The sequence below is a fragment of the Streptacidiphilus carbonis genome, from assembly GCF_000787775.1.
GTDB classification, from domain to species: Bacteria; Actinomycetota; Actinomycetes; order Streptomycetales; family Streptomycetaceae; genus Streptacidiphilus; species Streptacidiphilus carbonis.
In genome coordinates, this window is the sequence record NZ_BBPM01000002.1 from 213,044 (window position 1) to 225,759 (window position 12,716).

Consider the following 12,716-nt stretch of genomic DNA (forward strand, 5'->3'; position numbering starts at 1 on the left):
GGCCGGGGCCGACGCCGAGCGGATCAGGGCCGAGGCAGCCGAGGCCGCGGCGCAGGGCGAGCGGGAGCGCGGCGAGCTGCTGGGCGCGGCCCAGGCGGACGCCGAGCGGATGCGGGCCGAGGCCGCCGCCGAGGGCGAGGGCGTGCGGTCCGCCGCCGAGTCCGAGGCCCGGCGGCAGGCCGAGGAGATCGACCGGTTGCGCGCCGAGGTCGCCGAGGCGGCCGCGCAGGGCGAGGCCGAACGGGCCGAACTGCTCGGCTCCGCACGGGCGGAGGCGGAACGGCTGCGGGCCGAGGCGGTTGAGGCTGCGGCGCGGGGCGAGGCCGAGCGGGCCGAACTGCTGGGCTCCGCACGGGCGGAGGCGGAGCGGCTGCGGATCGAGGCGGTTGAGGCTGCGGCGCGGAACGAGGCCGAACGGGCCGAACTGCTGGGCGCCGCGCAGGCGGAGGCGGAGCGGCTGCGGATCGAGGCGGTTGAGGCTGCGGCAGCGGGCGAGGCCGAGCGGGCCGAACTGCTGGCGGCGGCCCGGGATGAGGCCGGACAGCTGAAGGCGGAGATCGCCGAGCTCGGCGCGCGGGCCGAGCGGGAGCGGGCCGAGCTGCGCGAGGACGTCGAGCGGGAGGCCCAGCAGGTACGGGAGTTGGCGACCACCGAGGCCGCCCGAGTGCGGGCCGAGGCCGAGCAGGTCGCCGCCGCGGCGGTCGCGGCCGCCGAGGACGAGGCGGCCCAGGTACGGCAGTCCGTGGCCGGGATGTACGAGGCCGCGGAGAACCAGACCACACAGCTGCGCGCCACCGCCGAGCGGGAGGCCGCCGAGCTGCGTGAGAGCACCGCGGCGGCAGCGGAGGAGACCCGCGAGCAGGCCGCGGCCGAGGCCGCGCAGATCCGCGAACTGGCCGCCCAGGAGGGCGCGCAGGTGCGCGCCGAGGCGGCGGCCGAGCTGGCCCGGGCGCAGGCCGACGCCGCAGAGCTGCGCGCCGAGGCGGAAGCGGTCAGGGCGGCGGGACTGGCCGAGGCGGCGCGGCTCGTCGAAGAGGCACAGGCCCTGGCGGAGTCGGTCACCGGCGACGCCGAGACCGCGGCGCTTGCGACCACCGCCGCCGCCGAGGAGCAGGCCGACGCCATGGTCTCGGCCGCCCGCAAGGAGGCCGAGCGGTTGGCCGCCGAGGGCGCGGCCGAGGGCGCGGCGCTGGTCGAGCGGGCCCGCGCCGACGCGGACGTGATGCTGGTGGAGGCCCGCAGGGACGCCACCGCCATACGGGAGCGCGCCGAGGAGCTGCGGGACCGCACCGACGCCGAGACCACCGCGTTGCACGAGCGGGCCCGCAAGGAGTCCGCCGAGGCCATGAAGGCCGCCGGTGAACGCGTGGACAAGCTGGTGGCCGCGGCCACCGAGCAGGTCGACGACGCCCAGCAGCGGGCCGCCAAGGCCCTCGCCGAGGCGCAGGCTCGGGCGGCCAAGCTGGTCACCGACGCCGAGGAGAAGGCCGGAGAGCTTGTCGCCGCCGCCGAGCGGGAGGCTGCGGAGACGCAGTCCGAAGCGTCGACGGAGGCGAGCAAGGTCCGCCTGGCAGCCGTCCGCAAGGCGGAGGCGCTGTTGAAGGAGGCGGAGCAGAAGCTCAGCGGGTCCACCGCCACGGCGGAGGCCCGCGAAGCCGAGGCCGCGGAGCACCTGGCCACGGCCAGGACCGAGGCGGAGCAGTTGCGTGCCGCTGCCGCCGAGGCCGCGGAGCGGATCCGCAAGGAAGCCGTCCAGGCCGCGCAGGAGGAGATCGCCCGGGCCCGCGAGGAGTCCGAGCAGCTCACCGACGAGGCGCTGGCGGAGGCCCAGCGGATCACCGACGAGGGCCGTCGTGAACTCGACGAGCTCGTCAACCGCAGGAAGGACATCAACACCGAGATCGCTCGGGTGCAGGATGTCCTGCAGGCCCTGGAGTCCTTCGAGGCTCCGTCAGGGTCCGGGGCGGGCAAGAACAACGGGGGCGGTACCAACGGGTCCGACGGGGGCGGTCGGGGCGGCAGGGGCAGTTCCCCGGCGGGAGTCGGCGCGGGTTCCACCCGGGCCGGCGGAAGCCCGTCTGGGGGACAAGCGCAGTGACGCCGCACCACTCGATTGAGCGGACATTCTCCACTCTTCATGGGCTTTCAGCCGATGACACTCCGAATCCGTGCCAGGATTCGCCTATTCACCTCACACCTCACCGGGCATACGACAGGAACTCCACCCCATGAGCGATCCACACTCTCCGCACGGCTTCGACACCGTGCGCCGCGGGTACGAGCGTGCTCAGGTCGACGAGCGCATCAGCAAGCTGGTCGCAGACCGGGACAGCGCCCTCGCCCGCATCACCGCCCTCGAGAAGCGGATCGAGGAACTCCACCTCGAAACGCAGAACGCGCAGGCCCAGGTCACCGACTCGGAGCCGTCGTACGCGGGTCTCGGCGCACGCGTCGAGAAGATCCTGCGCCTGGCCGAGGAGGAGGCGAAGGACCTGCGCGAGGAGGCCCGTCGCGCCGCCGAGCAGCACCGCGAGCTCGCCGAGGCCGCCGCGCAGCAGGTCCGCAGCGAGGCCGAGACCTACGCCAAGGACCGCAAGGCCAAGGCCGAGGACGAGGGCCAGCGCATCGTCGACAAGGCGAAGAGCGACTCGACCCAACTCCGTGCCGAGGCCACCAAGGACGCGCAGAACAAGCGCGAGGAGGCCGACGCCCTCTTCGAGGAGACCCGCGCCAAGGCGGCCCAGGCCGCCGCGGACTTCGAGACCAACCTGGCCAAGCGTCGCGAGCAGTCCGAGCGCGATCTGGCGGCCCGTCAGGCCAAGGCCGAGAAGCGCCTCGCGGAGATCGAGCACCGCGCCGAGCAGCTCCGCCTGGAGGCGGAGAAGCTGCGGACGGACGCCGAGCGCCGCGCGCGCCAGACGGTCGAGACGGCCCAGCGCCAGTCCGAGGACATCGTCGCGGACGCCAACGCCAAGGCCGACCGTATCCGCAGCGAGTCCGAGCGCGAGCTGGCCGCCCTGACGAACCGTCGGGACAGCATCAACGCCCAGCTCACCAATGTCCGCGAGATGCTCGCCACCCTCACGGGTGCGGCCGTCGCCGCGGCGACCCTGCCCGAGGACGACTCGCTGACCCGCGGGGTGCCCGCGCAGCAGTCGCGCTGACCCTCTCCGCGAAGGCCCGGTCCGCCCGCTTTCCTGGGGGTGCGGACCGGGCCTTCGTCTGCGGACCGTAGCCGGCTGGTCGCGCAGCCATGCACAGCCCGCGGCTACTCCCCCTCCACCCGGGCCAGCAGCCCCCGTACCGCCCAGTTGAAGGCGTCCGGCGACTCGATCGCCGAGAGGTGCCCGACCGCCGGGAGGACCGTCAGGACCACGTCGGGCAGCACCGCGGCCATCGCCTCGGCGTCGCCCGGCGGGGTGATCGCGTCCTCCTCCCCGACCACGACCAGCGCCGGCACCCGGACTTCGGCCAGGACGTCCAGCGAGTCCGGGCGGGACGCCATCGCCCGCTGGGCCCAGGCCACCGCCTCGGGCGAGGCCTCCTCGACCATGGCCTGCACCCGCTCGGCCAGCCGGGGCCGCTCCTGCACCGACGTGGCGCCGAGCAGCGGCGACGGCACCTGCTCGTCCACCAGCAGCCGCACGCTGTCCCTGGCGAGCACCGCGGCCGCGATCCGCTCGCGGTTGGCCCGGGCCTGGTCGGTGTCCGCGGTGGCCTTGGTGTCGGCCAGCAGCAGCCCGGACAGCCGGTCCGGGTGGCGGCGGGCCAGCGCCATGGCGACATAGCCGCCCATCGACAGGCCGCCGACCACCGCCCGCTCGATCCCGGCGCGGTCCAGCAGCAGCGCCACGTCGTCGGCCAGCAGGTCGAGCGAGGGCTCGTCCTCGCCCAGCTCGGTACCGCCGAAGCCGCGCAGGTCCACGGCGAGCACCCGGGCCCCGGAGCCGTCGGCCCCGGGCAACTCGTCCAACTGGTCCCGCCACATCCGGGAGGACAGCGGAAAGGCGTGCAGCAGCACGAGCGGAGTGCCGTGGCCGGCCTCACGTACGGAGATGCGATCGGTCATGCCAGCAGCCTATGCGGGTACGCCGCCGATGCCCGGGAGCGACCGGTCGGCCCTATCATTCAGCATCTTTGTCCTGATTGTCCTAGTCTGACGCACAGTGACCACGGCGGGCGGAGTGAGGAGCAGGGATGATCGAGGTCCACCAGCTGACCAAGCGGTACGGGAGCACGCTGGCCGTGGACGGTCTCAGCTTCCAGGTCCCGCGGGGTGTGGTCACCGGGTTCCTCGGCCCCAACGGCGCCGGCAAGTCCACCACCATGCGGATGATGCTGGACCTGGACCGCCCCACCAGCGGCAGCGTCACCATCGACGGTCGGGCCTACCACCAGCTCCACCAGCCGCTGAAGCACATCGGCGCCCTGCTGGAGGCCAAGGCGGTGCACCCGGGCCGGACGGCGTACAACCACCTGCTGTGGCTCGCCAGGAGCAACCGGATCCCGGCCGGACGGGTGGACGAGGTGCTGGGCCTGGTGGGCCTGCGCGAGGTCGCCAAGCGGAAGTCCGGCGGGTTCTCGCTGGGCATGGGCCAGCGGCTGGGCATCGCCGCCGCGCTGCTCGGGGACCCGAAGATCCTGATGTTCGACGAGCCGGTCAACGGCCTCGACCCCGAGGGCATCCTCTGGGTCCGCAACCTGATGAAGTCGCTCGCCCAGGAGGGCCGCACGGTCTTCGTCTCCTCGCACCTGATGAGCGAGATGGCACTGACGGCGGATCACCTGGTGGTCATCGGCCAGGGCCGGCTGCTCGCCAACCTGTCGATGAACGACTTCATCGACCAGAACTCGCACGGTTTCGTCCGGGTCCGCACCCCGCAGCCGGAGGCGCTGCTGGACGCGCTGGCGATGGCGCGGATCAGCACCAGGCCCCTGGCCGAGGGCGGCTTCGAGGTCATCGACGGCAACCCGGCCCAGATCGGCGACCTGGCCCGGGACCACGGCATCTCACTGCACGAACTCAGCCCCCAGCGGGCGTCGCTGGAGGAGGCCTTCATGCAGATGACCGCGGACTCGGTGGAGTACCGGACCGGCGACATCCACCCGAGCGCCGACGGGACCGCCCCCCCGCCACCCGAGGACGCCGGGGTTGCGCGCACCGGGGCCGCCGACAGCGGCGGCTGGGGCGCGCAGTGGAACCGGACCAGCGGCAAGCGCCGGAAGGAGAGCTGAGATGGGCGACTTCAGCGCGGTGCTGTTCTCCGAATGGACCAAGGTCAGGACGGTCAGGTCCACCTGGATCACCCTGCTGGTGGCCTTCGTGGTGACGGTGGGCCTGGGTGCGGTGATCTCCGCGGTCACCAACAGCCAGTGGAACAGCATGTCGGACCGGGACCGGCTGACCTTCGACGCCACCTCCACCAGCTTCTCCGGCATCTACCTGGGCCAGTTGGCGGTGATCGTCTTCGCGGTGCTGGTGGTCGGCAACGAGTACAGCAGCGGAATGATCAGGGCCACCCTGGCCGCCGTGCCCCAGCGGATCACCCTGCTGCTCGCCAAGACGGTGGTGGTGCTGGTGCTGGTGCTGCCGGTGGCCCTGGTGACCTGCTTCGTCACCTTCTTCCTGGGCCAGGCCTTGCTCGGCGACCACGGCACCTCGATCGGGTCCACCCATGTGCTGCGCGCGGTCGTCGGGGCCGCCCTCTACATGACCTTCATCGCCCTGCTGTCCCTGGGCGTGGGCTTCATGCTCCGCAAGCCCGTACTCTCGCTGGGCCTGCTGATGCCCTTCTTCTTCCTGATCTCGCCGATCCTGTCCAACGTCCCCAAGGTCAAGACGGTCGCCCACTACTTCCCTGACATCGCGGGCACCCAGATGGCCCGCGTGGTCGGCGACAACTCGGTCCCCTACGGCCCCACCGCCGGCCTCTTCATCTGCCTGGCCTGGGTGGCCGCCTGCCTCGTCGGCGGGTACGCGCTGCTCAAAAGGCGGGACGCGTAGGACGGAGTACGGGTCTGCGACCGACCCGCCGTGGGCACGTTGCACTGTCCGGGGGCGCGGGGAACTGCGCGACAAGCAGCCCACGGTCCGCAGCCGGGAACCCCCCGGCACCGCCTAGTACCGCGGGGCGTTCCGCCCCCGCTGCACCGCCGCCCCGCGGCGCTCCCGGGCGTTCCAGCAGGCCCGGTGCCAGTGCCGGCGGTCGTCCACCCCGGCCGTCCCGCTCACGGAGGACAGCGGCCACACCACCAGGTGCCCCACCCCCGGCGGGATCTCCTGGTCGCAGCCGGGACACCGGTAGGACTTCCCGCTGTCCCCGGCCACCGGACGGACCTGCCAGTCCTCGCCGCCGTAGCTGTCGGTCTGGCCCAGGGTCCAGCCCAGCCCGCCGTAGCCGCCCGAACGCGGTTCCGACTGCTCACTCCTCCGGGGGCGGCTTCGGCGCGGTGACACGGGACTCCCTGGGTAGACGGGGCATGCTGGAACCCGTAGCGGGGACCGGCGAATCCAACGATAGCGTCCCGGATTCCCCTTTAGCACAAGATCGCCCGTAGATCCAGGGTGCGACCCCAATTCCACCCGTTATCGGGCTCCCGGGCCCGAATCCGTGTGCCAGCGGCACATGACATGAGTTACTCCAGAGGGAGATGCGGGACCGAAGTTCCCCGCGGGACCTAGGAGTTGAATCCCTCATGCCCAGCAGGACCAGAACCGTCCGCACCGCCGTGACCAGGAACGCTGTCGCTCCTGACGTCGCCGCGCCCGCCCTCGGGCCCAGGCTGCGGCTGCCGCGCCAGCGCACCGTCCCCGCCGCGGTCCGCAGCGGGCCGGGGCCGATCCGTACCGGCGCCTTCCTGCTCGCGGCGCAGTTCCCCGGCCAGGGCCACGCCGAGGCACTGGACCGGGCGGTCTCGGCCGCCGTCGCCGCCGAGCACGCCGGGCTGGACGGCGTCTGGCTGGCCGAGCACCACTTCGTGCCCTACGGCGTCTGCCCCTCGGCCACCACGCTCGCCGCGCTGCTGCTCGGCCGCACCCGCAGGATCCGGGTCGGCACCGCCGTCAGCGTGCTGCCGACCCAGCACCCGGTGGCGCTGGGCGAGCAGGCCGCACTGCTGCACCTCACCTCCGGCGGCCGGTTCACCCTCGGCGTGGGCCGCGGCGGACCCTGGGTGGACCTGGACGTCTTCGGCGCCGGTGCGGAGGCCTACGAGAGCGGCTTCACCGAGTCGCTGGACCTGCTGCTGCGGTGGCTGCGCTCGGCCAGGGTGGGCGCCTCCGGGCCCCGCTACAGCTTCCCCGAGGTGGCCGTGGTGCCCAGGGCCACCGAGCAGCCGCTGCCGCTCCCGTCCGTCGGCAGCGCTCGCGGCCCGGAGTACGCGGGCGCCCGCCCGGAGCACACGGACGCGCGCCCCGGCGCGGCCGGCCAGGGCCCGCCGGTGACGGTGGCCTGCACCTCGATGGGCACGGTCCGGCTGGCCGCCGAGCGCGGCCTGCCGATGCTGCTGGGGATGCACTCCGGCGACGAGGACAAGGCCGCCATGGTCGCCGCCTACCGGACCGCGGCCCGCGAGGCCGGGCGGACCCCGGAGCAGATCGAGCGGATCGAGGCCGAGCACATGGCGGCAGGTGTGGCCCAGATCGAGGACAGCGGCGCGGAGGCACGCCGGGTGCTGCTCAAGTCGATGCCCGGCTGGCTGCACTACGGCCTGTCCGCGCACCGCACCGTGGACGGCCGGGAGCGGCGGATGCGCGACCCGCACGAGTACACCGAGCTGCTCTGCGACCTGCACGCGGTGGGCACGCCCAAGCTCTGCGCCGACCGGCTGGCGGCCACCGCCGAGCGGACCGGGGTGCGGCGCTTCGCCCTGCTGGTGGAGGGCTCCGGCGACCGGGAGTTGACGCTGCGCAACGTGGAACGGCTGGGCTCAGAGGTCCTGCCGCTGCTGGCCTGACGGGAGGGCCCGCAGTGAACCGGGCCGAGACAGCGCGGGTCCGCCGACACCGGGGGGTGCGTCGGCGGACCGGATGGTCGCGTTGCGGCTCAGCAGTCCCTGAGTTCCTCGGACTGGTTGAGCAGTTGCGCGCGCACGGAGGTGAAAAGGGCGTACCGGGCCTCCGACCCAGGGCCGGGCGGGAACACCGCGACCCGGTGGCAGTTCTGGAACGCCAGGCGGACACCGAAGTGCCGCTCCAGCGATCCCCGGATCGCATCACTCGCCATCGCGCGGAGCAGCTGGCCACGTGCCTGCTCCGAGGGTGGCGGGACCTGGTTGTCGGCGAACTCGCTGCCGTCGACCTTCTGCTGGGCGACCAGCGAACTGATCAGTGCCCAGGCGTAGGGCAGGGAGTTACGGACGCAGTCGACGAATTCCCTCTCGTCGACCTCGCCTCGCTCGGCCTTCTCGAGCAGGGCCGGTGAGACGTCGAGCGACATGGGTTCTCCTCTCGCGGACCTCGTGGGCCGGACGGCTCCCGAGGTGGTGCCACAGCGCGGGGGCGCTGCTGTGCGAAGGTGCTGTGCCATGGTGCTGTGCCGTTGGTACTGGTTGCCGGCGACGGGCACGCACCGGACCGGGAGGGCACCCGGCCCTGGTGCGTACACATCTGTGTGTCCAACTCCTGTGCCCTGGTTGTCCAGAGAGCAGAGGGAGACGTACAGAACAGGTTCGCAGGGAAAGTTCGCGCAGGGGGCGGAACCATACATTCCGGCCCTAGTCCGGCCAGATCCCTACCATCGAGACAGGTCGGTGCGATCGTCCATCCCATCCCCCCTCTCCGTCACGCCCCGTGACTCACCGTAGGGCACCGTGTGCGCACGCACCATATGCGCAGCCCGTTGTATGTCCAGAACGCGGGGACGGGTACTCTCCGTTCTGAAGGATCACTGTCTGCTGACCGAATCGCTTCGAATGGCTCCGGTGGGCTAGCGTGGTCGGCCATGCGTCTCGTGATTGCCCGCTGTTCCGTCGACTACGCGGGACGGCTCACCGCCCACCTGCCCTCCGCCCCCCGGCTCATCCTGGTGAAATCCGACGGCAGCGTCGCGATCCACTCCGATGACCGCGCCTACAAGCCGCTCAACTGGATGTCACCGCCCTGCACCCTCAAGGAGGAGGACGGCCGGTGGACCGTGGAGAACAAGGCCGGGGAGAAGCTCATCATCACCCTGGAGGAGGTCCTGCTGGACTCCTCGCACGAGTTGGGCGTGGACCCCGGCCTGATCAAGGACGGCGTGGAGGCGCACCTCCAGGAGCTGCTGGCGGACCGGATGGAGGTGCTCGGCGCCGGCTGGAAGCTGATCCGCCGTGAGTACCCGACCGCCATCGGCCCGGTGGACATCCTGTGCCGCGACGACGAGGGCGTCACCGTCGCGGTGGAGATCAAGCGCCGCGGCGAGATCGACGGTGTGGAGCAGCTCACCCGCTACCTGGAACTGCTGAACCGCGACCCGCTGCTGGCGCCGGTGAAGGGCGTCTTCGCCGCGCAGCAGATCAAGCCGCAGGCCCGGGTGCTGGCCGCGGACCGCGGCATCCACTGCGTGGTCCTGGACTACGACGGGCTGCGCGGCATCGAGGACGACAAGCTCAAGCTGTTCTAGGAGTCCGACCTGGGAGTCCCCGCCGGGGAGTCACCGCCAAGGAGTCCCCGCCTAGGAGACCGAGGGGGACGCGCCCTGCTCCACCATGGTGCTGGCCGCGGACATCCCCGAGCTGCCCGAGGCCGAGGCACTGGCCGAGGCGCTCGGGGAGGTGGAAGAACTGCTCGACGGCGAACTGCTGGACGACGTCGACGGACTGGGCGGGGTGCTCGGGCTCAGCGTCGGGCTCGGCGAGTGGCCGCTCGGCCTGGAGCTGACCGGGGCGCTCGGGGAGGTGCCGCTCTGCCCCGAACTGCCGCCGGTCGACCCCGATCCGGCGCTCGGGCTCTGCGAACCGGCCCCGGTGGGGCCCGACGTCGCACTGCCCGAGGCCGACGCGGACGCCGAGCCGGAAGCGGAGGCCGAGGCGCTCGCGGAGGCGGAGGCACCGGCCGACGGCGCCCCGCCCGGGTCGGCCGACCCGGTGCTCAGCGGCGGTGCGTCCGTGGCTGCCGGATCCAGCGAACCTACACTGGCGCCGGTCTGCTGGAAGGCCCCGATCCCGTAGGCCGCGGCCGCCCCCAGACCGCCCATCAGCACCACGGCGGCCGCGGCCAGCACGATCTGACGCCGGGACAGCGAGTGGTCGGCCAACGTGCGCCGCTGCACCTGGCGCAGCAGCGCGGGCCGGGAGAACGGGAGTACCCGGCGCAGGCCGGTCAGGCCGGCGCTGCCGCGACCGCTCACTGCCACCATGCGGCGGCCCTGACGGGCCGCCTGGCTGTCCAACTGGCGCAGGGCGGCCCGACCCGCCGCCGTTCCCCTGGCGTCGCCCAGAGCGCCGCGCAGGGCCACCGAGGCCTCCAGTTCGGCGCGCGCCCGGTCGTGGGCGCCGACGCACAGCGCCAGCACCCCGAGTTCGTGGTGGAACCAGGCCTCCTCGGCCACCGCGGCGGTCTGCCGCGCCGACTCCAGGCCGAAGCGCAGCGCGCGTTCCCACGCCCCCCAGCGCAGTGCCAGCGCGAAGGCCGGCGCGCAGGCCCGGGCCAGCAGCACGACCTGGCGGTGCCGGCCGGCATCGCGGTCGGCGTGCATGGTGGCCAGCAGCACCTCGGCCTCGTCGGCGATCTGCTGCTCCGTCACCGAGGCGTGCCCGGTCCACCAGGTGAAGTGCTGGGCCGCGGCCCGCAGGGCGGTCTCGACCGGCCATTCGGCGGCGACCGGTCCGGCGACGCCCTCGACCAGCCGGTGGTGGACGCCGGTCGGGGTGGCGAGTCCGGCCTCGACCAGTTCCTCCAGCGCCGCCTCACCGTGGCCGACGTCGATCAGCGCGGGCAGGTGCGGTGCGCTGGGACAGACCCCGCCGAGCCCGGCCGCCAGCAGCAGGGTGCGCCGGGCGCCGGAGCTGAGCCCGCGTGCGATCCGCAGCGCCGGAGCGGCGCTCTCGGCCACGGAGGGCAGCGGCACCGGATCAGGAAGCGCCTCCCCGGACCCGCCCGCCACAGGGCCGCCGTCGGCGCCGCCGTGCTGCCGCAGGTAGGCCTCGAAGCTGCCGGGCATCAGCTGCGGCGCGGCTCCTGAGCCGTCCTCCTCGGGGGCGAACGCCGCCATCGCCTCGATGGCCGCCTCGCGGTGCCGCAGCAGCGCGGCGGCCTGGACGAAGCGCAGCGGCAGGCCCTCGGACTCGAACCAGAGGTCGACGGCCCAGGCGCGCTCGGTGTCGTCCAGGGTGCGCCCGGCCAGCCGGGCGAGCAGGGCCAGCGAGGACTGCCGGGACAGCCCGGGGAGCCGGTTGTCCTCCAGCCGCCGGTTCTCGCCGGCGCCGTCGGAGACCGGGCCGGCCGCCGCCGGGGTGGAGCCGATCAGGAAGGAGCTCTCCGGCGCGGCCGCGATCAGCTCCTCCAGCGCCTCGCCGCCGAACTCGACGTCGTCGATGACCACGATGGCGCACAGGTCGCGCATGATCTCGGGCGCGAGGGCGCGTCCCGGCCGGTAGCCCGGGGCGTCGTAGGCGGCCGCGAACAGGTCCTGGAGCAGGTCGGCCGGGGTGCGGTAGCAGCCGCTGAGCCGGACCACGCCGGCCGGGGCCAGTCCGGAGCAGGCGGCGGCGACCGCGTCCAGGATGGCCGTGCGGCCCGATCCCGGCGCGCCGACCAGCCGGACCGAGCGGCCTTCGAGCAGCTGCCCGCGCAGCCGCTCGCACAGGGCGTCCCGCTCCAGCAGGCCGCTGACGGTCCGGGGGCGGAGGGTGGCGTCCACGGGGGCCGGCACGGCCTGGGGGCGCCGGTCCGGCGGGCAGTCCGCGGCGCTGCTGCCGTCCGGCGCGTTCACGTCCAGGCGCAGCTCGCCGGACACCACGGTGCCCGCCCGCCTGCTGCCGTCGGCGCCGGCCTCGGCGGAACCGCCCACGGGGGTGGCCGGTTCCAGTTCCTTGGTGTGGGCGACCCTGGCCAGCTCGGTGGAGGCGGCGCCGGCGTACGGGGCAGCCGGGTCGGCCGCGGGTATGAAGGCGATCGTCGGGGACTCGGTGTCGTGCGAGGGGCGCCCGTCCTGGTCCGCGCCACCGCCCACCTGGTGTGGGTTCATCATCCTCTTTCGCTCCGAGCCGTCCCGGCCCGGGCCCTACACGTGTCCCAATGAGCTCACCGGTCCCCGGACTTTCGCACACTCTGTCGCAGCGGTACACGCCGGGGCGAGAGTCTGCAGGACACCGTTATCCGAAATTCATACTGCACGGCTGAAAGTCACCGGCAGTGCGGACTGTGCGGCGGGGAGCTACTGGGCCGAGGAGACGGCCGGCTCGGCGGCGAAGGCCTCGGGGACGTATCCCTCGATGGCGAGGATGCGGTGCAGCCGGGTCGCCACCAGCAGCCGCTGCAGCTGCGCCGGCACCCCGCGCAGGACCAGCCGGCGACCGCCGCGGCCGGCCCTGCGGTGGGTGCCCATGATCACACCGAGCCCGGTGGCGTCCCAGGACTCCAGTCGGGAGAGGTCCAGGACCAGATCGCCGAGCCCGTAGTCGACGGCCTGGTGCAGCACCGAGCGCGCGTCGGCCGCGGAGCGCACATCGAGGCGTCCCTCGATGGCCAGCAGGGTATGGTCACCCCTGATCCGCATACGTGCTCCTCCGTGGCG

Annotated in this window: 11 protein-coding genes; 6 read left to right on the forward strand and 5 right to left on the reverse strand. The window is 73.4% G+C overall.

Annotated features, from left to right (window positions below):
* The coding region (locus TR46_RS42035) for a polarized growth protein Scy-related protein (RefSeq protein ID WP_042392591.1) at positions 1-2,098 on the forward strand (2,098 nt) is incomplete at its 5' end.
* A 130-nt stretch (positions 2,099-2,228) separates the two neighbouring features.
* Positions 2,229-3,164 carry a coiled-coil domain-containing protein gene (locus TR46_RS02380; RefSeq protein ID WP_042392594.1) on the forward strand — a complete coding sequence of 312 codons (936 nt, stop codon included), beginning with the start codon at positions 2,229-2,231 and terminating at the stop codon, positions 3,162-3,164.
* A 104-nt stretch (positions 3,165-3,268) separates the two neighbouring features.
* On the opposite strand, the gene TR46_RS02385 is transcribed toward TR46_RS02380, so the two are convergent.
* Positions 3,269-4,069: an alpha/beta fold hydrolase gene (locus tag TR46_RS02385; RefSeq protein ID WP_042392596.1), complete on the reverse strand. Its 801-nt coding sequence runs from the start codon at positions 4,067-4,069 to the stop codon at positions 3,269-3,271.
* A 128-nt stretch (positions 4,070-4,197) separates the two neighbouring features.
* Between TR46_RS02385 and TR46_RS02390 the strand changes: the two genes are divergently transcribed.
* Positions 4,198-5,235, forward strand: a complete 1,038-nt coding sequence (locus TR46_RS02390; protein WP_042392598.1) for an ABC transporter ATP-binding protein — start codon at positions 4,198-4,200, stop codon at positions 5,233-5,235.
* A 1-nt stretch (position 5,236) separates the two neighbouring features.
* A complete protein-coding gene (locus TR46_RS02395; RefSeq protein ID WP_042392599.1) occupies positions 5,237-6,004 on the forward strand; it encodes an ABC transporter permease in 768 nt (255 codons plus the stop codon).
* A gap of 114 nt (positions 6,005-6,118) precedes the next feature.
* Here TR46_RS02395 and TR46_RS02400 read toward each other — a convergent pair whose 3' ends face one another.
* Entirely contained in the window at positions 6,119-6,457 is a 339-nt protein-coding gene (locus TR46_RS02400) for an Rv1322 family protein (protein WP_042392602.1), read from the reverse strand.
* A gap of 383 nt (positions 6,458-6,840) precedes the next feature.
* On the opposite strand from TR46_RS02400, the gene TR46_RS02405 reads away from it, so the two are divergent.
* Positions 6,841-7,956 (forward strand): LLM class flavin-dependent oxidoreductase, encoded by a 1,116-nt coding sequence (locus TR46_RS02405; protein ID WP_042392790.1) that lies wholly within the window; start codon positions 6,841-6,843, stop codon positions 7,954-7,956.
* A gap of 89 nt (positions 7,957-8,045) precedes the next feature.
* Here TR46_RS02405 and TR46_RS02410 read toward each other — a convergent pair whose 3' ends face one another.
* Positions 8,046-8,438 (reverse strand): SCO5389 family protein, encoded by a 393-nt coding sequence (locus tag TR46_RS02410; protein WP_042392606.1) that lies wholly within the window; start codon positions 8,436-8,438, stop codon positions 8,046-8,048.
* A gap of 504 nt (positions 8,439-8,942) precedes the next feature.
* Here TR46_RS02410 and nucS point away from each other — a divergent pair.
* Positions 8,943-9,602 carry an endonuclease NucS gene (gene nucS, locus TR46_RS02415; RefSeq protein WP_042392608.1) on the forward strand — a complete coding sequence of 220 codons (660 nt, stop codon included), beginning with the start codon at positions 8,943-8,945 and terminating at the stop codon, positions 9,600-9,602.
* 51 nt (positions 9,603-9,653) lie between these two features.
* On the opposite strand, the gene TR46_RS02420 is transcribed toward nucS, so the two are convergent.
* Positions 9,654-12,170, reverse strand: coding sequence for a hypothetical protein (locus TR46_RS02420; protein ID WP_052432496.1), 2,517 nt, complete (start codon positions 12,168-12,170; stop codon positions 9,654-9,656).
* A gap of 186 nt (positions 12,171-12,356) precedes the next feature.
* Positions 12,357-12,698, reverse strand: coding sequence for an STAS domain-containing protein (locus tag TR46_RS02425; RefSeq protein ID WP_042392610.1), 342 nt, complete (start codon positions 12,696-12,698; stop codon positions 12,357-12,359).
* Between the last annotated feature and the right edge of the window lie 18 nt (positions 12,699-12,716).